This window comes from Janthinobacterium sp. SUN128, from assembly GCF_030587275.1.
GTDB lineage: Bacteria > Pseudomonadota > Gammaproteobacteria > Burkholderiales > Burkholderiaceae_D > Janthinobacterium > Janthinobacterium lividum.
In genome coordinates this window covers 3,856,233-3,879,120 of sequence record NZ_JAPWHY010000001.1, presented here as the reverse complement: position 1 = coordinate 3,879,120, position 22,888 = coordinate 3,856,233, and the positions used below count along the sequence as shown (strand labels likewise).

Annotated in this window: 20 protein-coding genes; 15 read left to right on the top strand and 5 right to left on the bottom strand. The window is 63.9% G+C overall.

The window, feature by feature from the left end:
• Window positions 1-32: 32 nt before the first annotated feature.
• The 3 genes from aroQ to O3297_RS17550 form a co-directional block, all read right to left on the bottom strand.
• Window positions 33-470, bottom strand: a complete 438-nt coding sequence (gene aroQ / locus O3297_RS17560) for a type II 3-dehydroquinate dehydratase (protein ID WP_034746628.1) — start codon at window positions 468-470, stop codon at window positions 33-35.
• 82 nt (window positions 471-552) lie between these two features.
• Complete coding sequence (locus tag O3297_RS17555; RefSeq protein WP_305049308.1) at window positions 553-1,119, bottom strand: TlpA disulfide reductase family protein; 567 nt, start codon at window positions 1,117-1,119, stop codon at window positions 553-555.
• Window positions 1,120-1,138: 19 nt separating this feature from the next.
• Window positions 1,139-1,777 (bottom strand): hypothetical protein, encoded by a 639-nt coding sequence (locus O3297_RS17550; RefSeq protein WP_305049307.1) that lies wholly within the window; start codon window positions 1,775-1,777, stop codon window positions 1,139-1,141.
• Window positions 1,778-1,892: 115 nt separating this feature from the next.
• On the opposite strand from O3297_RS17550, the gene mpl reads away from it, so the two are divergent.
• From mpl to O3297_RS17505, 9 genes are all read left to right on the top strand, one after another.
• The gene (mpl, locus tag O3297_RS17545) at window positions 1,893-3,269 is read left to right on the top strand and encodes a UDP-N-acetylmuramate:L-alanyl-gamma-D-glutamyl-meso-diaminopimelate ligase (RefSeq protein ID WP_305049306.1); all 1,377 of its coding nucleotides are present in this window, start codon (window positions 1,893-1,895) and stop codon (window positions 3,267-3,269) included.
• Window positions 3,266-3,850, top strand: a complete 585-nt coding sequence (locus O3297_RS17540) for a YqiA/YcfP family alpha/beta fold hydrolase (RefSeq protein WP_099389029.1) — start codon at window positions 3,266-3,268, stop codon at window positions 3,848-3,850. The genes mpl and O3297_RS17540 overlap by 4 nt, the downstream gene beginning before the upstream one ends.
• Window positions 3,847-4,461: a chorismate lyase gene (locus O3297_RS17535; RefSeq protein ID WP_305049305.1), complete on the top strand. Its 615-nt coding sequence runs from the start codon at window positions 3,847-3,849 to the stop codon at window positions 4,459-4,461. The genes O3297_RS17540 and O3297_RS17535 overlap by 4 nt, the downstream gene beginning before the upstream one ends.
• 2 nt (window positions 4,462-4,463) lie before the next feature.
• Window positions 4,464-6,551: a ribonuclease catalytic domain-containing protein gene (locus tag O3297_RS17530; RefSeq protein WP_305049304.1), complete on the top strand. Its 2,088-nt coding sequence runs from the start codon at window positions 4,464-4,466 to the stop codon at window positions 6,549-6,551.
• Window positions 6,552-6,690: 139 nt separating this feature from the next.
• Entirely contained in the window at window positions 6,691-7,548 is an 858-nt protein-coding gene (locus tag O3297_RS17525) for an energy transducer TonB (RefSeq protein WP_305049700.1), read from the top strand.
• 11 nt (window positions 7,549-7,559) lie between these two features.
• The gene (gene aroE, locus O3297_RS17520) at window positions 7,560-8,387 is read left to right on the top strand and encodes a shikimate dehydrogenase (protein WP_305049698.1); all 828 of its coding nucleotides are present in this window, start codon (window positions 7,560-7,562) and stop codon (window positions 8,385-8,387) included.
• Window positions 8,384-9,109, top strand: a complete 726-nt coding sequence (mtgA, locus tag O3297_RS17515) for a monofunctional biosynthetic peptidoglycan transglycosylase (protein ID WP_070255932.1) — start codon at window positions 8,384-8,386, stop codon at window positions 9,107-9,109. Before aroE ends, mtgA begins: the two co-directional genes overlap by 4 nt.
• 221 nt (window positions 9,110-9,330) lie before the next feature.
• Entirely contained in the window at window positions 9,331-10,296 is a 966-nt protein-coding gene (corA, locus tag O3297_RS17510) for a magnesium/cobalt transporter CorA (RefSeq protein WP_034746658.1), read from the top strand.
• 286 nt (window positions 10,297-10,582) lie between these two features.
• Entirely contained in the window at window positions 10,583-11,299 is a 717-nt protein-coding gene (locus O3297_RS17505) for an HAD family phosphatase (protein ID WP_305049303.1), read from the top strand.
• Window positions 11,300-11,304: 5 nt separating this feature from the next.
• Here O3297_RS17505 and hemL read toward each other — a convergent pair whose 3' ends face one another.
• Together hemL and O3297_RS17495 are read right to left on the bottom strand one after the other, a co-directional pair.
• Entirely contained in the window at window positions 11,305-12,594 is a 1,290-nt protein-coding gene (hemL, locus tag O3297_RS17500; protein ID WP_305049302.1) for a glutamate-1-semialdehyde 2,1-aminomutase, read from the bottom strand.
• Between the two features lie 45 nt (window positions 12,595-12,639).
• A complete protein-coding gene (locus O3297_RS17495; protein WP_370385411.1) occupies window positions 12,640-13,497 on the bottom strand; it encodes a hydroxymethylpyrimidine/phosphomethylpyrimidine kinase in 858 nt (285 codons plus the stop codon).
• Between the two features lie 96 nt (window positions 13,498-13,593).
• Here O3297_RS17495 and O3297_RS17490 point away from each other — a divergent pair, with 96 nt between their 5' ends.
• The 6 genes from O3297_RS17490 to O3297_RS17465 all read left to right on the top strand — a co-directional run bounded on the left by O3297_RS17490 (window position 13,594) and on the right by O3297_RS17465 (window position 22,887).
• Entirely contained in the window at window positions 13,594-13,746 is a 153-nt protein-coding gene (locus O3297_RS17490; protein WP_034780237.1) for a rubredoxin, read from the top strand.
• Between the two features lie 85 nt (window positions 13,747-13,831).
• Window positions 13,832-14,254, top strand: coding sequence for a response regulator (locus tag O3297_RS17485; RefSeq protein WP_305049300.1), 423 nt, complete (start codon window positions 13,832-13,834; stop codon window positions 14,252-14,254).
• A gap of 36 nt (window positions 14,255-14,290) precedes the next feature.
• Window positions 14,291-14,656, top strand: a complete 366-nt coding sequence (locus O3297_RS17480) for a PleD family two-component system response regulator (protein WP_034780235.1) — start codon at window positions 14,291-14,293, stop codon at window positions 14,654-14,656.
• Between the two features lie 59 nt (window positions 14,657-14,715).
• Window positions 14,716-15,297, top strand: a complete 582-nt coding sequence (locus O3297_RS17475; RefSeq protein ID WP_305049299.1) for a chemotaxis protein CheW — start codon at window positions 14,716-14,718, stop codon at window positions 15,295-15,297.
• Entirely contained in the window at window positions 15,297-17,534 is a 2,238-nt protein-coding gene (locus tag O3297_RS17470) for a methyl-accepting chemotaxis protein (RefSeq protein ID WP_034780233.1), read from the top strand. The genes O3297_RS17475 and O3297_RS17470 overlap by 1 nt, the downstream gene beginning before the upstream one ends.
• Before the next feature lie 40 nt (window positions 17,535-17,574).
• The gene (locus O3297_RS17465; RefSeq protein ID WP_305049298.1) at window positions 17,575-22,887 is read left to right on the top strand and encodes an Hpt domain-containing protein; all 5,313 of its coding nucleotides are present in this window, start codon (window positions 17,575-17,577) and stop codon (window positions 22,885-22,887) included.
• Window position 22,888 lies beyond the last annotated feature (1 nt).

Genomic DNA, 22,888 nt, shown 5'->3' with positions numbered 1-22,888 from the left:
TCGCCGCGCTAAATGCGTGCAGATCGCGTAGATTAACGTTTTTTAAGCGCAAAGTCGATGGCAAACCGATATCCATCGATACCCAGGCCGCAGATCGTCCCCTGCGCGATCGCGCTGAGAAATGAGTGATGTCGAAACGTTTCGCGTTGATAAATATTCGAGATATGGACTTCCACGAACGGGATGGCGACCCCGGCCAGCGCATCGCGCAAAGCAACGCTGGTATGGGTCAGGCCGCCCGGATTGATGACGATGGCATCGATCCCTTCCGCTCGCGCGGCATGGATGCGGTCGATCAGCGCGCCTTCATGGTTGCTTTGAAAGCAAACCAGGTCGGCACCGGCCGCCATGGCTTGCGCCATTGCTGCCTGCTCGATATCGGCCAAGGTGCTGGCGCCGTAGACCTCAGGCTCGCGCGTTCCCAGCAAATTCAGGTTGGGACCGTTGAGCAGAAGGAGGTTTTTTGCCATGTATGGAAGACCGTTTTAGCGAAAGTTCCGCATTTTGCCGCCAAAGATACGCATTGGCAAGAGAAAAAAGCACGCTCCGAATTTACAATTTATCCAGATCGGCGCGCAACTGATCAAATTTCAAGCGGCCCAGATAGGTCTTTTTGACTTCGCCATCGGCGCCGATCAGCACCGTAAAGGGCAAACCGCCCGTGGCATTGCCAAAATGACGCGACAGGTCGGTGCCGCTCATGCCGGACACATACACGGGATAGGCGATCTTGACCTTGCTGGCAAAAGTGGCAATATTACTGGCCGAATCGATGCCGATACCGATCACCTGCAGGTTTTTCGCCCCGTAGTGGCCTTGCACTTCGGATAACTCCGGCATTTCTTCCACGCACGGCGGGCACCATGGCGCCCAGAAATTGACCAGCACATTCTTGCCTTTCCATTGCGACAAGGCTTGCGTGGCGCCTGCCGCGTCCGGCAGGGACAGCGCATACAGTTCGTTGACGGGACCCGTCGCGCCTGGCGCGATGGCGGTCGTCAGCGGTCCCGCTTCTTTCTCCGCTTCTTTCGCTTTTTCCTTGCTCAAACCGACGTAAGCGCCCATGCCGCCAAACATCAGCGCCACGATGGCACAGGCGATCCAATTCTTTTTTGTCATAACTTTATCTATATCAATGTTAGTCGGCAGCCGGCACGCCATCGGCGAGGCTGGCGGCCAGCAGGCTGCGCAGCCCGGCGATATCGGTGCGCAGCACCTTGCCGTCCGCCTTGGCTTTCAGCGCGCCGCGCATATCGTCGAGCTCATACATGGCCGCGTGCACGCCTTCGTTTTTCCACAAGAAACTGGCTGTCTCGACCGCATCATAACGCGCTCCCTTGAAATGCGGGCTTTCCGACATGTCGAGCACGATATTTTTATTGAGCAGGAAGATGTGGATTTCCTTGGCGCTCTCGGCGAACAGCTGCAAATAGATCTCGTCGTGGGGGCCGGCCGTGCCATTGAGCACGGGGCCACTGAGCAGGGGATGAAATTGTTGCAACGCCTCCATCACCTGCAGCGCGATCGTGCGCAGCTGGAACAATCGCGCCGGCTGGCTGTCGGCCAGGAACAGGGCATTGTATTGCCGCACCTGTTCTTCGATCATGTCGTTGTCAGGCAGTATATTGGGCAGGTTCGGCGCGTCACCGAGGACTTGCCGCGCCGCCTTGCGCTTGGCGCTGCCATAGTCGGCGCCATCCTGCGCCACGAGGCGCGCGGCAGCGGCAGCGATTTCCAGGCGCAACTGCGCGCTATCGTCAAATGCATCGTTTGTCATGAGCGAGATGATACTCCGAAGCGGAAAAAGTCATGGCGTCAGGTAAAATCCTGCACTTGCTGTTTTTTATCTCACCGTCTTACTTACTTAAGCGTGCACCTTTCGCACTGATCACATGCATATTCATATTCTCGGCATTTGCGGTACCTTCATGGGCGGCCTGGCTGTCCTGGCCAAGGAAGCCGGCCATAAAGTCACTGGTTGCGATGCCAACGTGTATCCGCCGATGAGCACCCAGCTGGAATCGCAGGGAATCGAATTGATCCAGGGCTTTGATCCGGAACAAACCAAGCTGAACCCGGATTTGTATGTGATTGGCAATGTGGTTTCGCGCGGCAACCCGCTGGTGGAAGAAATCCTCAACCGCAGCCTGCCGTATGTGTCCGGCCCGCAGTGGATCGGTGAACACATCTTGCGCAACAAGTGGGTGCTGGCCGTGGCGGGCACGCATGGCAAGACGACAACCTCGGCCATGCTGGCCTGGATACTCGAAGACGCGGGCTACGCGCCGGGCTTCCTGATCGGCGGGGTGCCGATGAACTTTGGCATTTCCGCCCGCCTCAGCGGCAAAATCGACGGCAGGAGCGCCGACTCGGACTTCTTCGTCATCGAAGCCGATGAATACGACACGGCCTTCTTCGACAAGCGCAGCAAGTTCGTGCATTACCACGCGAAGACGGCCGTCATGAATAACCTGGAATATGATCACGCCGACATCTTCCCCGATCTGCACGCGATCGAGACGCAATTCCATCACCTGGTGCGCACCGTGCCCGGCATTGGCCGCCTCGTGTTCAACGGCGACGAAGCATCGCTGCAGCGCGTGCTGGCGCGCGGTTGCTGGAGTGAAAAGGAAAGTTTTGGTCAAGATGCCAACTGGCAACTGCAAGAGCAGGCCGATGGCAGCTTCGACGTGTATTTCAATGGCCAGCAGGAAGGCCATGTGGCGTGGGCGCTCACGGGCAAGCACAACCGCAGCAATGCGCTGGCGGCCATCGCCGCCGCGCGCCACGTGGGCGTGCCGATTGCCCAGGCCTGCGCTTCGCTGGCCAGCTTTGAGAGCGTCAAGCGCCGCATGGAAGTGCGCGGCGTGGTCAACGGCATCACCGTGTACGACGATTTTGCGCACCACCCGACGGCCATTGCCACCACCGTGGGCGGGCTGCGCCAGAAGATAGGCAGCAGCGGCCGCATCCTGGCCGTGCTGGAACCGCGTTCGAACACCATGAAGCTGGGCGCCATGAAAGATGCGCTGCCGGGCAGCCTCAAGGATGCCGACCTGGTCTTCGGTTTCGGCAGCCATGCCGCGCTGGGCTGGAGCCTGGGCGACGCGCTGGCGCCGCTGGGCAAGATTGCCAGCGCCTACGAAGACATCGATACCTTGGTGGCCGCCGTGGCCGCCAGCGCCCGTCCCGGCGACCAGATCGTGGTCATGAGCAACGGCGGCTTTGGCGGCGTGCACCAGAAGTTGCTGGAGGCGCTGGGCCGATGATTCTGTACCTGCATGGATTTCGCTCGTCGCCCCTGTCGATGAAGTCGCGCCTGCTGGCCGCGCAGATGCAGGCGCTGGGCCGCGAGGCCGAATGGCTGTGTCCGCAATTGCCGGCCTCGCCCAAGCTGGCCATCGAACTGGCCCTGTCGCTGGTCAAGGATGTGGCGCCGGCCGACCTGACGATCATCGGCTCCTCGCTGGGCGGCTATTACGCCACCTGGCTGGCGGAGCAGCTCGGTTGCCGCGCCGTGCTGCTGAACCCTGCCATCGTGCCCCTGATCGACCTGGAACAGCATGTGGGCGTGACGACCGAGTTCCATTCGGACAAGCCATTCGAGTTCAAGCGTGAATACATCGACGAGCTGCGAACCTTTGCCGTAGAGAAAATTACTGAGCCGCAACGCTATTTCCTGATTGCCGCCACGGGCGATGAAGTACTCGACTACCGCGACATGGTGGCGCATTATCAGGGGGCGCAGCAGTGCGTCATCGATGGCAGCGACCATGGCATCAGCGAATTTGCCGCATACCTGGCGCCCGTGCTGGCATTTTGCGGCATCGACGCGGACGCGGCCAAGTGAGGCCGGGGTCGCTGCGGCAGGCGCAATGGCATGCGCACGTGAACGCCGTCAATGCGCCGCCAGCCTTGCGCCATTGGCTCACGGGCGGCGGTTCGCTGACGGCCAAGCTGAAAGCGCATAGCCAGGCGTTCCGCGTGCAATGTTTGCATCAGAAAACATCGCGCTGTTTGATGGACGAGGCCGCCATCATTGGTTTGCACCGCGCGGGACGGGTATGGGAACGCGAAGTGCTGTTGCGTTGTGATAACAAACCGGCCGTGTTTGGCCATACCGTCGTGCCCATGCAGGCGACGGCCACTGACTGGCCCTTGTTTTCCGCGCTGGGCGAACGTTCGCTGGGCACGACCTTGTTTGGCGACCGCATGGTGCGGCGCGGCGAACTGGAATTTGCCCGCTTGCGCGCCGGCCACCCGCTGGTGCAGCGGGCGCAGGCGGCGCTGGCATTGGAAGGGCGGCGCGCCGGCGAGCAGGCGCTGTTTTTTGCCCGCCGCTGCCTGTACCAGCGTCACCAGGGATTGCTGCTGGTAACTGAAGTATTTTTGCCGGCGGTGCTGGAGTTGAATCCCTTCACTCGCACCGTTGCAACCGACACATTAATAAACAAAGCATAACAATGAATCTATTTTTTGAAGAATCCGGCGATTTCAAGGTCGGCACGGTCCTGTCGCAAGCGGGTGAAGCGTACCAGGTCGAAATGGCCAGCGGCAAGCGTACCAAGGTCAAGGTCAAGGACGTGCTGCTGCAGTACGAAAAACCGGCTCCGGCCGAGCTGCTGGAGCAAGCCAAGGCCGTTGCTGCCGAGATTGACCTCGATTTCCTGTGGGAAGTGGCGGGTGAAGACGAGTTCGGCTTTGCCGAGCTGGGCGCCGAGTATTTCGGCCATGCACCGTTGCCGCCGGAAGCGGCCGGCCTGATCCTGGCCCTGCATTCGGCGCCCGTGTATTTCTACAAGAAAGGCCGTGGCCGCTACAAGGCGGCGCCGGAAGCGTCGCTGAAGGCGGCCCTGGCCGGCATCGAAAAGAAAAAGCAGCAGGCGCTGGTGCAAGCCGCCTATGTGGAAGAGCTGAAACAGAACCGCTTGCCTGCCTCGATGCAGCCCATGGTGCTGCAGCTGCTGTTCAAGCCGGACAAGAACACCATCGAATACAAGGCGCTGGAAGCGGCGTGCACGGAATTGCACACGACGCCGCCGCGTTTGATGCTGGCTGTCGGCGGTATTGCTTCGCCGAAAGATTTGCACCTGTCGAAATTCCTCTTCGAAAACTTCCCGAAAGGCGCGGGCTTCCCGAGCGTGCCCGTGCCGTCCGTGACGGCCAAGCTGCCGCTGGCCGACGTGGCCGCCTTCTCGATCGACGACGTGACCACGACCGAGATCGACGATGCCTTCTCCGTGCAGCCGCTGCCGGATGGTACCGTGAAAGTGGGTATCCACATCGCCGCGCCGGGGCTGGGCATCCGCCCGGAAGACGTAATCGACAAGATGGCGCGCCAGCGCATGTCGACCGTCTACATGCCGGGCGACAAGATCACCATGCTGCCGGACGAAATCGTCAACGCATTCACCCTTGCGGAAGGCACGACGTGCCCGGCCCTGTCGCTGTACGCCACGCTGGACCCGAAAGCGGACTGGGCCGTTGTCAGCACGCAGACGCGTGCCGAGCTGGTGCCGATTGCCAGCAATTTGCGCCATAACCAGCTGGACGATCTGGTCAACGAGGAAACCCTGGCCAGCGGCGAAGGCGAGTACCCGCACAAGGCCGATTTTGCCGTGCTGTGGCAATGGGCGCAGCAGCTGGAGCAGGGCCGCATGAAGAAACGCGAAGCGTTCGGCTTGAAGCCGGAACAGAATAACCGCGTCGATTTCAATTTCTATGTGGAAAACGACATCGTCACCGTGGCGCGCCGCAAGCGTGGCGCGCCGCTCGACAAGATCGTCGCGGAACTGATGATTTTTGCCAACAGTACCTGGGGCAAGATGCTGCACGACCATGGCGTGCCCGGCATCTATCGCAGCCAGGGCGGTGGCAGTGGCAATAGCTGGGCGGCAAAGATGCAGGTGCGTATGGTCACCCATGCGGCGCCGCACCAGGGCCTGGGCGTCGATCAATATGCGTGGAGTACATCGCCCTTGCGCCGCTATACGGACTTGGTGAACCAGTGGCAAATCATCGCCTGCGCCGAGCATGGCGTGACGGCGCCGCTGGTGGCCCCGTTCAAGCCGCGCGATGCGAATCTGTTCGCCATCGTTTCGGCGTTCGACGCCGCGTATGCCGCGTATGGCGATTTCCAGTCGAACATGGAACGCTATTGGTGCTTGCGCTGGCTGCACCAGGAAAACGCGCGCCAGGTCGATGCCGTCGTGCTGAAAGACGAGATCCTGCGCTTGGTCGACATTCCGCTGGTCATCAAGCTGCCGGGCATGCCATCGGTGGCGCGCGGCGCCCAGGTCAAGCTGGACTTGCTGCGCTGGGATGAGGTCGACCTGAGCATCGAAGCGCGCCTGCTGGAAATCGCCGCCGTACCGGATGCGGCTGCCGATGCCGAACTGGATTACGAAGAAGAATCGGGCGACGAAGGCGCCGACGAGGGCGACGTGGCGCCGGAAGCATCGCCGGAAGCGGTGAACCAGGTCAGCGACGCCGATGCGGAAGTGGCGGAACTGGCCAGCGAAGACGTGGTCAGCGAACCCGAGGTCAAGTAAGGCCGTCGTCAGGCCATCAAGGCGGTGCTGAAAACTGTTGCCGGCACCGCCCTTTGACGTAGAATTCAGCCATCTTGTTATGGTGTGTTTGTTGCGAATTGGGTTGCGCGTGAAGTCTTTCCGAGAGAATCGTTTCCTGATGATTGCCGTGGCGGTATCGCTGCTGGCGCACGGCGCTTTGCTGGCGATGCATTTTGTCGCCCCGGCCCCGCAGCGGGCCGTGGCGACCGATCCCGGCCTGGAAGTGATCCTGGTCAACGCCAAGCATGCGAACAAGCCGCTGAAGGCCGATGCCCTGGCGCAAGCCAATCTCGACGGTGGCGGACAAGCCGACAAGGGCCGCGCCAAGTCGCCCTTGCCCGACATGCGCCAGGTGGAAGAGGGCGACAGCGTCAAGGCCAGCGCCCGGCGCATTGCCGAACTCGAGCAGAAGCAGCAGGAGCTGCTGACGCAGGCGGCCAGGCCGACGCCCTACAGCGCCGCGCCCGTCACGGAAAAAGACAAGCCCAATCCGCTCGCATCCGGTTCGGACTTGATGGAAAGCAGCAAGGCCATCGCGCGCATGGCGGCCGAGATCAGCCAGACCGTGGAAGACCAGAACAAGCGTCCGCGCAAGACCTTCATTACGCCCAGCACGCAGGAAGTCGGCTACGCCATGTATTACAAGACCTTGCAAAAGCGCATCGAGGAAATCGGCACCCTGAATTTCCCGCAAAAGAATGGCCGCAAGATGTATGGCGAACTGCTTGTCTACATCCCCATCTTCCAGGATGGCACGATTTACCAGAAGGAAGGCGGCGCCCGCGTGGAGAAAAGCTCGGGCAACCCCGCGCTCGATGCGGCGGCCCTGGCCATCGTGCGTCGCGCGGCGCCGTATGGGCGTTTCCCACCGAACATGTTGTCAAGTGATAAGGATGACCTGTGGGTCGTCATTACCCGCTTCAAATTTACGCGCGAAGAAAAAATGGAAGCTAACCTGACTGGCGGCAGCAATTGAACAAGCAAGAAATGAATCCCGATCAATATTGTGTCTTCGGCAATCCCATCGCCCACAGCAAGTCCCCCCTGATCCACGCCGCGTTTGCCCTGCAGACGGGCGAGCCCATCGTCTACGATCGCCGCCTGGCGCCGCTCGATGGCTTTGCCCTGGCGGCCCGTACGTTTGCCGCCGAGGGCGGCAAGGGCGCGAATGTGACGGTGCCCTTCAAACTGGACGCGTGCGCGCTGGCCACCGTCTTGACGCCGCGCGCGCAAGCGGCCGGCGCCGTCAATACCCTGCGTTTCGATGGCGATACCATTCTTGGCGACAATACCGATGGCGCGGGCCTGGTGGCGGACATCGTGCGCAACGCGGGCGTGAGTGTCTCCGGCAAGCGCGTCCTGCTGCTGGGCGCGGGCGGCGCGGCGCGCGGCGTCGTGCTGCCCTTGCTGGAACAGGGGCCGCAGGAAATCTTCATTGCCAACCGCACCGTGGCCACGGCCGAGGCGCTGGTGGCGCAGTTTGCCGATGCGCTGGATCAACCCGGTCAGTTGCGCGCCGGCGGCTACACGCAGCCCGATGGCGTCTTTGATCTCGTCATCAATGCCACCTCGGCCAGCCTGGCGGGCGACTTGCCGCCCGTGCCGCCGGGAATCTTCGGCGATCACACGCTGGCGCTGGACATGATGTATGGCGCCCAGCCCACCGTCTTCATGGACTTTGCCGCGCAGCATGGCGCGCAGGTGCGCGATGGCCTGGGCATGCTGGTGGAGCAGGCGGCTGAAGCGTTTTACGTGTGGCGCGGCGTGCGGCCGCGGACGCAGGATTTGCTGGCGCAATTGCGCAGTGCCCTGTGAGCGCCGGCAAGAAGGGCCAGCGCCGCAGCGGCAGCCGCTACGGCTGGATCAAGTGGCTGTTCATCGTCCCCGTGCTGGCTTTTATCGTCGTGCAACTGTATTTCTTCCTGCAAATCTGGTGGTGGGTCGAGCACAATCCGTCCAGCACGGCTTTCATGCGCGAACAGTTGTCTGTCTTGCAGGACAAGAATCCGAATGCCACGATCAAGCAGACGTGGGTACCGTACAACCGCATCTCGAACAACCTGAAACGGGCCATCATCGCTTCGGAAGACGCGAATTTTTCCGAGCACGAAGGCGTGGACTGGGAAGCCTTGCAAAAGGCATATGAAAAAAACAGCAAGAAGCAGAAGGTCGTGGCGGGCGGTTCCACCATCACGCAGCAGCTGGCGAAGAATCTGTTCCTGTCCGGCTCGCGCAGCTATGTGCGCAAGGGCCAGGAACTGATCATCACGTATATGCTGGAAAGCCTGATGGAAAAGCAGCGCATTTTCGAGATTTATTTGAACGTGGTGGAGTTTGGCACGGGCATCTTCGGCGCCGAGGCGGCCGGGCGCCACTATTACCGGGTCAGCGCGGCGGGCCTGAGCGCCGGGCAGGCGGCAAAACTGGCCGTGATGCTGCCGAACCCCCGCTTTTATGACCGCCACCGCGATACGGGCTACCTGAACCGGCGTACGGGCGTGATCCTGCGCCGCATGGGAGCGGCGGAACTGCCTTGATGGCAGCCGGCTTTCTTTGTATAAAGTTAAAGCTGCCTGATTGGCACTATTGCGGCGCAGCATCTTAATCGGCCCGGTTGGTGCAACGCCGCACTTTTTCCGTGAAAAAGCGGTGCCGGGGGTGGTCGTGAAAAGGCCTTTGCGGGTACACTTGCGCTGTTTTCATTTTTGGCGCCAGCGCCAGCACATCACGATAACCCAACATCCGGCTGAGAGCGCGCATGATCAATGTCTTTGTATTACAGAATGGCCGGCTCAACCAGGTGCCGATCGACAGCCGCGCAGACCTCGAAAATGCCGAACCGGTGTGGGTCGACCTGACCGACCCTACCGATGATGAACGGGCCTGGGTCAAGGCCATCTACAACGTCACCCTGCCGGGCGAAGACGAAGTCAAGGATATTGAAGCGTCGGCCCGCTATTACGAAGCGGAAAACGGCGACTTGCACCTGCGCACAGATTTCCTGCGCGAAGAGGACGATGGTCCCTCGCGCGTCATCACGGTCGCCTTCATCCTGGCCCGCAAGATCCTGTTTTCCATGCATACGGACGACTTGCCCGTGTTCCGCCTGGTGCGCATGCGCGCCCGTTCGCGGCCCGGCTCGATTGCCGACTACATGGACGTGCTGCTCGACCTGTACGCCACCGATGCCGAATATTCGGCCGACGTGCTCGAAGGCATCTACCAGAACCTGGAAGAAGTCAGCACGCGCGTGCTGCAAAAGGAATTTACCGATGCGCACGCGGCCGAAGCGCTGAATGCGATTGCCCACGAGGAAGATTTGAATGGCCGTATCCGCCGCAACATGATGGATACGCGCCGCGCCGTGAGTTTCCTGATGCGCGGCCGATTGCTCAATTCCGAGCAGTTCGAGGAAGCGCGGCAGATTTTGCGCGACATCGAATCGCTGGACGGCCATACCTCGTTCCTGTTTGATAAGATCAACTTCCTGATGGATGCCACCGTCGGTTTCATCAACATCAACCAGAACAAGATCATCAAGATCTTCTCGGTGGCCAGCGTGGCCTTCCTGCCGCCGACCCTGATCGCCAGCGTATACGGCATGAACTTCAAGCTGATGCCGGAACTGGAATGGTCGTTCGGCTATCCGTGGGCATGGGGCTTGATGATCACCAGCGCCATCGCGCCGTTCCTGTACTTCCGCCACCGCGGCTGGCTGAAGTAAACCGCATCGCCGGGGCGCTTTCCGCGTCCCGGTTTCAAGACGAACGCAGCGAATTCAAAAATCAGCGATAATCACTGGTATTGCGTGGTATTGAATTGGTATTTACGCGTCGACGCCTGCCTGGCGCCCGATTCTTTCCCCCGTTGGCTGCTTTTTGCAGAAAAGTATCGTCATTCAGACGTTTTCTGCGTGGTAGCGTCCGCCTGTTCCACCTATGATCATTGCGATGCCTGCCTTGGCCGGCTGGCCGCCGCATTTCCCGTCACCGTTGCCTTCTGGAGAGTCCATGCCTGATACCGCCACCACCCCACTGCGCTATACCCATTTGATCAGCGACTGCGATGGCGTGCTGATCGACAGCGAAGCCGTGGCCCTGCAAGCGCTGCTGGAATTGCTGGGACCGCGCCTGCAGAACCTGCCCGAGGGCATCACCCTGCAAGGCTTGATCGAGCCGCGCCTGGGCCAGCGCCTGGTGCCGCTGATGCAGGATATCTACAAGGAGCTGGGCTTGCCGCCATTGCCGGCCGACGAGATCATGGCCATCGGCAACGCCGTCGATGCGGCCTGCGACGCGCAGCTGCGCGCCGTGCCTGGCGTGGCGCAGGCACTGGCAGCCATTCCCCTGCCCAAGGCCGTCGCTTCGAACAGCGTCAGTGCGCGCGTGCTGTCGGCGCTCGAGCGGACCAGCATGGCGCCGCTGTTCGACAAGCGCGTCTTTACGCCGGACCTGGTGGGCCACGCCAAGCCGCATCCGGGCCTCTACCTGGCGGCAGCTGCCGCCTTCGGCGTGCCGCCAGGCCAGTGCTTGGTGCTGGAAGACAGCGTCACGGGCGTGACGGCGGCCGTGGCGGCGGGCATGACGGTGCTGGGGTTTATCGGCGGCGGGCATATCGCCGCTGGCCAGGAAGCGCGCCTGAAGGCGGCCGGTGCGCATGTCGTGTTCAGCGACATGGCCGGTTTGCCGGCGCTGGTGGCCGCGGTGATGGACACTGCGGCCGTGTAAAACGCTTATGCCAGTTTGGCAAAGACCTTGCGCGCGGCGGCGATGGTGGCGTCGATGACGGCGTCATCGTGCTGTGCCGAGACGAAGCCTGCCTCGAAGGCGGCGGGCGCGAAGTACACGCCTTCGTCCAGCATGGCGTGGAAGAAGGCATTGAACTTGCTGCGGTCGCCCGCCATCATTTCCGCGTAGCTGGTCGGCGGGGTGGCGCTGAAATAGATGCCGAACATGCCACCGATGTAGTCGGCGCAGAAGACCACGCCCGCTTCTTGCGCGGCGGCGGTCAGGCCTTCGGCCAGGCGCTTGGCCGTGGCGCCCAGCTGCTCGTAGAAGCCAGGCTGCTGGATCAGTTTCAAGGTGGCCATGCCGGCCGCCACGGCGACCGGGTTGCCGGACAGGGTGCCGGCCTGATAGACGGCGCCCAGCGGCGCCATGTTGTGCATCAGCGCCGCGCTGCCGCCGAAGGCCGCCACCGGCATGCCGCCGCCGATCACCTTGCCTAGCGCCGTGAGATCGGGCTTGATGCCGTACAGCGCCTGCGCGCCGCCCAGGGCCACGCGCAAGCCGCACATGACTTCATCGAAAATGAGCAGGGCGCCGTGCTGCGTGCACAGTTCGCGCATCGCCTGCAGGAATTCCGGCGTGGCTTTCACCAGGTTCATGTTGCCGGCCACCGGTTCGACGATGACGCAGGCGATTTCCGCGCCGAAGCTGTCGAAGGCGTCTTTCAGTTGTTCCACGTTGTTATAGTCGAGCACCAGGGTGTGCTTGACGAAATCTTCCGGCACGCCGGCCGACGTCGGGTTGCCGAAGGTGAGCAGGCCGCTGCCAGCCTTCACCAGCAGCGAGTCGGCGTGGCCGTGGTAGCAGCCTTCGAACTTGACGATCTTGTCGCGTCCCGTGGCGCCGCGCGCCAGGCGCAGGGCGCTCATGGTCGCTTCCGTGCCCGACGATACCAGGCGCACCTGTTCGATCGACGGCACCAGGCGCGTGATTTCCTCGGCCATCAGCACTTCGCCTTCCGTCGGCGCGCCGAACGACAGGCCCAGCGCGGCAGCATCCTGCACCGCCTTCACCACTTCCGGATGGGCGTGGCCGACGATGGCCGGGCCCCACGAGCCGATGTAGTCGATATAGCGCTTGTCGTCCGCGTCCCAGAAGTACGGGCCTTCGGCGCGCGTGATGAAGCGCGGCGTGCCGCCGACCGAGCGGAAGGCGCGCACGGGCGAATTGACGCCGCCTGGCGTGGTTTTTTGTGCGCGGGCAAACAGGATGTCGTTTTGTGAAGTCGTCGTCATGATAATCGTGCCTTGAAAGTGGATCGTTGTCTGTGTCGTCTGTACTTATTGGGCGCCGCGCTGGCGCTGCTGCCGGAACAGGCGGTTCGGCACCAGCTTGCCCATGCCGTGGCGCTGCGCGTGGGCCAGGGCGCCGGCCGTGAATTCCTGCGCCGCCACGACCACCTGCGGCACATCGTCTTCATCGTTCGCCAGGGCCAGCAGGGCGGTGGCGGCGGCAGACAGGGTGCTGCCGGCGCCGTTGAAGATGCCGGGCAGGTGCTGCCATTCGTCGTGGCGCACCACGCCGTCCTCGCCGAACAGGGTGTTGGCACGCAGCTTGCCTTCGGCCGTACCGGACTTGGTGGCGTCGGCCGGCATGCCGGTGACGAGCACGTATTCGCAGCCCAGGGCCACCAGGTAGTCGACGTCGTTTTGCAGGGTGTCATCCGGATCGGCGTCGCGCCAGGTCTCGGCCAGGCGCTCCAGCTCCACCGGCGAGAGCACCAGCAGGGTCGTTTGCGGGATCAGGAGCTGGCGCACGGCCGTCAGGATGTCTTCATCGTCCATGCCCTGTTCCGGCAGCGCCGAAATGAAGGGATCGAGGATCAGCGGCACGTTCGGATAGTCGGAGACGATTTCGGCGATGGCCGTGACGTTTTCCACGCTGCCCAGCGCGCCGATCTTGATGGCCGAGACGGACATGTCTTCCAGCAGCACGCGCGCCTGGTCGGAAACCCAGTCCGGGTCGACCGCCTGCACGTCTTCCACGCGCGCCGTATCGCTGATCAATAGGCCCGTGGTGACCGACAGGCCATGGCAGCCGAAGGCTGAAAACGTGGCCAGGTCGGCCTGGATGCCGATCGCACCGACCGGATCGGACACGCCGAAGCTTAATATGAGGGGAGAAGTTTGGTTTTGCACGGCGGGTAGATTAAGATACCTAATTCAGCATTTTACTTGATTGAAGGGTGGCAGAACGTGAGTAGCAACGAAACAACGCAGCAATTCCAAACGTGGATGTGTCTTATTTGCGGCTGGGTTTATGATGAAGCGGCCGGCATGCCCGACGAAGACATCGCTCCGGGCACGCGTTGGGCCGATGTTCCGATGAACTGGACCTGTCCTGAATGCGGTGCGCGCAAGGATGATTTCGAGATGGTGGCGCTGTAATCAATCGAGATCTATGGGATGCCGCTGCCGCACGCAGGTATCGCGGCTGCCTGTGCTATGGTATGAAAGATTGTCGAATAATCACATGACGCGTCCCTTTTTGCCCGAGGCGCCGTCCGATGCCGTGTGCGCCAGCGCCACGATACTCGTCATCGACGACAGCGCGACGATACGCAGCGCGGCCGCGAAGATCCTGGGCGAGGCCGGTTATCGCGTGGTGGTGGCGGAAAACGGCTTCGATGCCCTGGCCAAGATCGCCGACTGCCGGCCGGCGCTGATCGTGTGCGACATTGTGATGCCGCGCCTGGACGGCTACCGCACCTGCGCGCTGATCAAGGCCAGTGCGGCCTTCCACGCCACGCCGGTGCTGATGCTGTCGTCGAAGGAAGGCTTGTTCGACCGCGCGCGCGGGGCCATGGCGGGCGCCAGCGCCTGCCTGGCCAAGCCGCTGGCGCGCGAGGCGTTGCTGGAGGCCGTGCGGTTGCACCTGGCCGGGCATTTTGAATAAGTGTTTTTATTGATTGACAACGCAGCAAGGAAGCAGATGGCCATACACACAATTCTGATCGTCGACGACTCGCCGACAGAACGCTATTACCTGAGCGAGATGCTGGTGCGTGCCGGTTATGCCGTCCTCACGGCGCAGGATGGCGCCGACGCGCTGGCGCAACTCAAGCAGGCCAGGCCCGATCTGATCCTGATGGACGTGGTGATGCCCGGTGCGAATGGCTTCCAGATCACGCGCGCGATTGCGCGCGATCCCGAACTGCAGGACGTGCCGGTGATTATCTGCTCCAGCAAGAGCCAGGAAACGGATCGCATCTGGGGCTTGCGCCAGGGCGCGCGCGATTACCTGGTCAAGCCGGTGGTCGAAGCCGAGCTGCTGGCCAAGATCGCCGCGATTTCCTGAGAATGCACACGATGCCAGGTCACGGCGTGTCCACAGCGGCCCTTTCGCCTGCCGCTGCCATGCCATCTTTCGAGACGGGCGCGCGGCAGGGGCGCTTGCGCCAGTATCAGCTGCAATTGATCGAGCGGATACAGGCCGCGCGCAGCGGCGCGCTGGCAGCGCGCAAGGAACTGGGCGTGATGCTCGGTGGCCGGCCGTGCCTGCTCGACCTGACGCAGCTGGGCGAAATCGTCATTGCTTCCGGCGTGCAGATCCAGGGCGTGCCGCTGGCGCAGGACTGGTACCTGGGCCTGGCGGCCATGCGCGGACGCCTGACGGCGGTCGTCGACCTGGCCCGCTACATGGGCGAGCCGGCTTGCGTGTCGGACAATCACTGCCGCATCATCACGTTTTCTCCCCGTCTGGGCCTCAATTGCGCGCTGCTGGTCGAACGCGTGCTGGGCTTGCGCCAGTTGCGCGCGATGCAATCCGTGCGCGTTCACGATGCGGCGCAGGGTGTGCTCCCATCGTGGGCGGCGCAGGCGCTGCGCGACAGCGAAGGGCAGCAGTGGCTGCGCCTGGACCTGGCGCAGCTGGCGCAATCGGAACGCTTCCTCGATGCCGGCTTTGACGGCTTCCCCGAACACAAGGATATTTGCTGATGGGCGCCAATTCCCCCATTCTGGCGGCCGGCATGCCCGAAGCGCAGCACGCTGCGGACGCGCCGGCATCGGCGGCAGACCTGCCGCTGCGCCTGCGCGACGCGCTGGGACGGCGCAAGTCGCTGGCCAGCGCGCCGGTCAGCGACTTGAAGCTGCCGCTGATCGGCCATTTTCCGCTGCAAAAGCAGCTGAGCATCTTGTCGACGCTGATGGCCCTGAGCCTGGCCGCCAGCCTGCTGTTCGTGGGGCTGAACACGCGCAGCGGCAATATCGCCTCGGCACAAACGCAGCTGGCCAGCGATGCGCTGATGCATTCGCAGCGCATCGGCAAGGCCGCGCCCAACGCCGTGCAAGGCAATCCGGAAGCCTTCCGCCAGCTCGAGGAAAGCCGCAATGAACTGAACCAGGACTTCCGCCTGATGCTGCGCGGCGGGACGTATCACGGCCGCGATATCGGCGAGTCGCGTGCCGCCCTGCTGGCGGCGGTGGCCGACGCGCGCAAGAAGTGGGCCAGCAGCGACCGCGCGGCCAGCACCATCTTGCGCCTGAAACCGGAACTGGGCGAATTCGACAAGACCTTGCAGCAATTGAATGGGCTGTCGCCGGCGCTGCTGGCGCAGACCGAGGAAATCGCGGCCCTGAAGGTGCAGCGTGGCGGCAATGCGCGCGACCTGGCCGTCATCGGCCGCCTGATGATGCTGAGCCAGCGCATGAGCCGCAGCGCCAGCGAATTCCTGTCGTCGGGCAGCATCAGCTCGGAAACGGCATTTTCGCTGGGGCGCGACACGACGTATTTCCGCACCGCCGTGGAAGGCTTGCTCAATGGCAGCGTGTCGCTGCAATTGGCGCCCACGCGCGACGCCGAACTGCGCGACCGCCTGGTGGCGTTGAAAGCCAGTTTCGACACGTACCAGAAGCTGGTGTCGTCGATACTCGACCGGCTCGACAAATTCAGTTCGGCGAAAAGCGCCGAACAGCTGATCTTCAACGAGAACGAAGACCTGCGCCAGCGTTTGACCCTGCTGCAGCAGATGTATCACGTGAACCAGGAAACCCTGGGCATCGCCTTCTGGATGATGGTTGGTGGCGTGTTGCTGACCCTGATCGCGGCGGCCGGCATCGGCCGCGTGCTGCTGCAGGACTCCGTCAACCGCACGCGCGATGCCGAGCGGCGGCGCCAGGAAGCGGAAATCCTGCGGCTCCAGTCGCAGGGAAAAGAGGAAGAGGCGAAGGCCAGGAATGAGCAGAACCAGGCGGCCATCCTGCGCCTGATGAATGAATTGCAGAAGGTCGCCGATGGCGACCTGACGGTGCAGGCGACCGTGTCGGAAGACATCACGGGCGCCATCGCCGATTCCGTCAACTATACGGTGGAGGAATTGCGCGGCCTGGTGGGGAGGGTGACGGCGACGGCCGAACAGGTCAATCGCGCCTCGACGCAGGCGCAAAGCATTTCCAGCAAGCTGCTGATCGCGTCGCAGCAGCAGTCGCGCGAAATCCAGGGCGTCAGCGCCACCGTGGTCAAGATGGCCAATGCGATTACCGACGTGTCGAAGTCGGCCAGCGTCTCGGCCGACGTGGCGCGCCAGTCGGTAGCCGCCGCGCAGCAGGGTTCGACGGCGGTGGAAAACGCCATCAAGGGCATGCATGAAATCCGCGAGCAGATCCAGGATACGTCCAAGCGCATCAAGCGCCTGGGCGAATCGTCGCAGGAAATCGGCGAGATCACCGAGCTCATTTCCGACATCACCGAGCAGACAAATGTGCTGGCGCTGAACGCCGCCATCCAGGCCGCATCGGCCGGCGAGGCAGGGCGCGGCTTTTCCGTCGTGGCCGAGGAAGTGCAGCGCCTGGCCGAACGCTCGGCCGCCGCCGCCAAGCAGATCGGCGCGCTGGTGCGCACCATCCAGGCCGATACCCAGGATGCGACGCGGGCGATGGAAACGTCCACGCAGGGCGTGGTCGAGGGCGCGCGCCTGTCGGACGCGGCCGGCGCAGCCTTGAACGACATCAGCCAGGTGTCGAAACACCTGGCAGAACTGATCCAGGGCATTTCGTTCGCCACCGGCACGCAGGCCGGTTCGGCCAGCGGCGTGGCCTTGAATATCCAGCATATCCTGAGCGTGACGGAGCAGACCCAGGATGGCACGCAGCAAACGGCGCAATCGATCCATAAACTGTCGATGCTGGCGCAGGAACTGAAAAATTCGGTGTCGCGCTTCCGCGTCGCCGCCTGAACGCCGCGCCAGTCCAGGCGATTTCCTTACCGAGGCATGCATGAGCACACCTGATAGTCCACAGCAGTCCAAGCCGTTCGACAGCGAACCTTTGTCGTGGGTGATGGTGGAAATCCGCGAAGCGCTGGGCCGCTCGAAAACGGCCCTGTTCGAGGCGGGTGGCCGCGAGCGCGAGGAACGCGCCACGGCCCTGCAGCATGCACGCTCGCATCTGCACCAGGCGCATGGCGCGCTGGTGATGGTGGACGTGGCCGGCGCCAGCCTGCTGACGGACGGCGCGGAACAGGCGCTGGCGCGCTTTCGTGACGGCAGCCTCGAATACACGCTGGACCATGCGCAAGTCGTCGCCGAACTGTATCAGGCCCTGACCGAATATCTGGAAGATCTGGTGGCCGGCACGCCGCCGCAGCCGACGCGTTTGTTTCCCTACTACCGCGACCTGCAAGCCATGCTGGGCGCCGAGCGTATACACCCGGCCGACCTGTTCTTTCCGCCAGCATCGATGCTGGAAGGGCATGCCATCGCGTTGGCGCAGGCGCCCCCGGTGGCCGATTATCCGGCCTGGCGCGGACGCTTTGAAAAGTCCCTGTTGCCCTTCCTGAAGGCGCAGGATGACGCGGCGCGTCGCCAGCATGCCAGCGACTTGCACGCCACCCTGACCCTGGTGGCCGACGCGCAGCAGGAAGCGCCGGCGCGCACCTTCTGGTTCGCCATGCAGGCCTTTGCCGGGCTGGCGGCCAGCGGCGAGGGCATGGGCACGCTCAATGTCAAACAGTTGTTCGGCCTGATCAACCTGCAATTGCGCCGCCTGGCGCAGGGCACGGCCAGCCTGCCCGAATCGATGCTGCGCGACGCCCTGTTCTTCATCGCGGCCGCCACCGAGCCGACGCCGGAGGCACGCCAGTTGCGCGCCGCTTTCGCCCTGGAGGGGCAGGTTCCCGCCGACGTGGAAACGCGGCGCTACGGCCAGGTTGACCAGGATGCCTTGCAAGGCGCCCGCACGGCCCTGGCGCAGGCGCGCGCCAGCTGGAGCCGCCTGGCGCAAGCCGACCTCGATCCAGCCCTGGGCACGGATTTCGAAGAGTCGCTGCAACAGGTGGCCGCACATGTGGAGTCCTTGAAGCAGCCGGCCCTGGCCAGCCTGCTGCGCGAATGCGCGGCCGTGGCGCGGCAAGCCGTGGCCAGCGGGCGCAGCGCGGCCCTGGAAAATGAAATCGGCATGGCGCTGCTGTTTGCCGACACGGGGCTGGAGCAGCTGCGCCGCCTGCCCGACGATTTTGCCGGCAATGCGGAAACCATCGCCGCGCGCCTGCAGGCATTGCTGGCTGGCGAAGCGCCGCCGCCCGTCACGGCGGGCGAGATGTCGCGCCAGATCGAACAGGGCCAGACGGTGGCCGCGCTGGCCGAGGAAATGAAGACGGGTCTGCGCCAGGTGGAAAAGGTGCTCAACGCTTATTACGCGGATACGTTGCGGCCGGAGGGGGCGCTCGATGGCGTCGCGCCCGTGCTGGGCCAGTTGCAGCAGCAACTGGCGGGGCTGGGACAGGAAGACGCGCGCGCCGCCGTGCTGCAGGTCGACGCAGCCGTGCGGCAGCTGGCCGGTAGCTGCGCCAATGCGGAGGCGCATGCGGAGGCGCTCGACGAGATCGCGCAAAATGTCAGCGCGCTGGGCTTTTTTGTCGATATGCTGGGCCGCAATGCGCAGGCGGCCAGCGGGCGTTTCCATTTCGATGCCGCCGCCGGCACCTTCCGCGCCCTGCCATTTGAGAAAGTCGCCGCCGCCGGTGCCGTACCGGTGCCATTGCTCGACCAGACCCTGGCGCCCGCCGCGCCTGCCGGCATGGATGCCGCGCCCGCCGTGACCGATGTCGATGCGGAGATGCTCGATATCTTCCTGGCAGAAGCGCGCGAAGTGCTGGCCTTTATCGACACCACCCTGGCCCTGCCGCGAGAGCAGGCCGCCAGCGGCGACCACCTGGCCATGCTGCGCCGCTCGTTCCATACCCTGAAAGGCAGCAGCCGCATGATCGGCCTGGCGCAGTTTGCCGAAGCGGCCGGCGCCATCGAACGCGTCATGAATACCTGGCTGGCCGAGGCGCGCCCCGTCAGCGACGACTTGTTTACCTTGCTGAATTACGGCTGGTACCAGCTCAGCGAATGGGTGGCCGAACTGGAAGGCGGAGCGGGACGCGAGCGCGAGGCCGGCATGCTGCTGATGGCGGCCGAGCGCGTGCGCGAAGGCGGCCCGTTCGAATTGCGCAAGCCGCGCCCGGCCGCGCCCGTGGCCAGCAATGGCAATGTGATCGGACTTCCCCTGGCCACGGCGCCCACGCTGCACGAAGCGCCGGACGATCACCTCAAGCACGTGGGCGAACTGCGCATCAGCCTTCCCTTGTACAACATCTACCTGGCCGAAACGGATGAATTGCTGCGCGTGCTCACGCGCGACTTCGGCGAGTGGCGCCATGAACAGCGCGCCGTCAGCGCGGAGGCGCTGCAAGCCGTGCATACGCTGGCGGGAACGTCGGGCACGGTGGGTTTCCAGTCCCTGCGCGACCTGGCGCACGCGCTCGAAACGGTGATCGAGACGGTGGTGCCGCCGCTGGCCGGCCTGCGCGCCGAACAGCACGACGTGCTGGAACAGGCCACGCAGCGCATCGGGCAGATGCTGCAGGCGTTCGCGCTGGGAGATTTGGCGCCAACGCAGCCGGACATGATCGAAGCGCTCAACACCCTGTGGCGCGCCTTGACGGCGCCGCCCGGCGAAAGCAAGGAAGACCGGCTCGACGCCCTGTTTGCGGCCGCCTACGCCAGCATCGTCGGCACGCCGGCGCAGCCTGCGGAGTCGCTACCCGACGCGCCGGCCGACGCATTGGCCGAGATTCCTGTACCCCAGCTCGAGACCCTGTTCGAGGCGACGTATGCGAGCATCGTCGCCGACGCGCTGCAGCCGGCTGCTGCCGAAGTGCCGGCACCGGCGCCGATGCAGGACAGCGGCATCGGCGACGACCTGTTCGACGCCGGTTTCGAGCACGCGCCGCCATTGGAGCACGCGGCACCGGAAGCGCCGGCGCCCGCCATCATGCCGGCCGACGCGGCCGCGCTGCTGGCGGCGAGCGCCGGCATCAGCGATGAACTCGACCTCGATTTATTGTCCGTCTTCCTGGAGGAGGGCGCCGACCTGCTGCCGCAGATCGGCGAGGCGCTGCGCAGCTGGCAGCAGCAGCCGCACGACAGCGGCCAGGCGCAGATGCTGCTGCGCACCTTGCATACGGTCAAGGGCAGCGCGCGCATGGCCGGTGCCATGCGCCTGGGCCAGCATGCGCATGAAATCGAGACGCATATCGAAAACATGCTGCATGCGGGTACCGCCACGCCGCAGGCATTCGAGGAATTGCTGGCCCACTACGACCATGCGCTGCACCTGTTCGAACAGTTGCAGCAGCCCTTGCTGCCCTTGCCGGGCATGGAAGACACGCCGGCCGCCGAACCGAAGGCGGCCCTGGTGCGCGTGCGCGCCGATATCCTCGACCGCCTGGTGAACCAGGCTGGCGAAGTGTCGATCACGCGCTCCAAGATGGAAAATGAAGTGGGCGTGCTGGGCGCTTCGCTGGCCGAGTTTTCCGACAACCTGGCGCGCTTGCGGCGCCAGCTGCGCGAAGTGGAAATGCAGGCCGAATCGCAGATCGCCTCGCGCATGGCCGTCGGCAGCGAGCGCGATTTCGATCCGCTCGAATTCGACCGCTTCACGCGCTTGCAGGAACTCACGCGCATGATGGCCGAAAGCGTCAACGACGTGGCCTCGTTCCACGAAAACCTCAGCCACAGCGTCGATGCGGTAACGGACGACCTGGTGCTGCAGGCGCGGCTGACGCGCGAGCTGCAGCGCGACCTGATGCAGATCCGCATGGTGCCGTTTGCCAGCATCGCCGAACGGCTGTTCCGCGTGGCGCGGCAAAGCGCCAAGGAAGTCGACAAGCGCGTCAACCTCGACATCCGCGGCGGCGGCGTGGAAATCGACCGCAGCGTACTGGAACGCATGGCGGCGCCCTTCGAGCACCTGCTGCGCAACGCCATCGTGCACGGCGTCGAGCCGCGCGACGCGCGCCTGTCCGCGGGCAAGAGCGAAACGGGCGAGCTGCTGGTGCAGGTCAGCCAGCAGGGCAATGAAGTGGCGATCGCCTTTTCCGACGATGGCGCGGGGCTGGACCTGGAACGCATCCGCGCCAAGGCGCACGGCGCCGGCCTGGTGGCGACGGATGCGCCATTGACCGATGCGCAGGCGGCCGAACTGATTTTCACGCCCGGCTTTTCCACCGCCGACAGCCTGACGGAACTGGCCGGGCGCGGTTTTGGCATGGACATCGTGCGATCCGAAGCGCTGGCCCTGGGCGGGCGCGTGGAAACGCTGACGCAGGCGGGCCTGGGCATGCGCTTCACCATCCACCTGCCGCTGACCCTGGCCGTCACGCAAGTGGTGCTGCTGGCGGCCAGCGGCAAGACGTATGCCCTGCCATCGGTGCTGGTGGAGCAGGTGCTGCACCTGAAAGGCGAACAGCTGGAGCAGGTGCGGGCGGCCGGGCGCATCGAGTCGCACGGGCAGTCGCTGGCGCTGCACCACCTGTCGGCCATGCTGGGCGAGACGCCGGCGGCGCAGGCCACGCAGCGCTATGCGCCCGTGCTGTTACTGAGGAATGGCAATGACAGGCTGGCCTTGCAGGTCGATGACGTGGTGGGCAACCGCGAAGTCGTGGTCAAGCACGTGGGCCCGCAGCTGGCGCGCATGCCGGGCATCGCCGGCGCCACGGTGCTGGGCACGGGCGACATCGTGCTGATCCTCAATCCGGTGGCGCTGGCACAGCATCTGGAGCACCATCCGGAACTGTTGTCGCAGTATGCGCTGGCCAGCAGCGAGCAGCATGCCGCTTCCAGCGCGCTGGCCGTGCCTGTCGTGCGCGTGATGGTGGTCGACGACTCTCTGACGGTGCGCCGCGTGATGCAGCGCCTGTTCGAGCGCGAAGGCTACCAGGTGCTGCTGGCCAAGGATGGCGTTGATGCGCTGGAACAGCTGCATGCGCTGGAGCCGGCTGCCATGCCGGCCCTGCTGCTGGTCGACGTGGAAATGCCGCGCATGGATGGTTTTGATTTGACGCGCAATGTGCGCAGCGACGACAAGACGCGCGCCATCCCCGTCATCATGATTACCTCGCGCAGCGCCGACAAGCACCGCGCGCACGCGTTCGAGCTGGGCGTGAATGCGTATTTCGGCAAGCCGTTCCAGGAAGAGGAATTGCTGGCGGAAGTGCAGCGCCTGCAAACGGAGGCTGGTGCCGAATCACTGCGGCAACCATAAC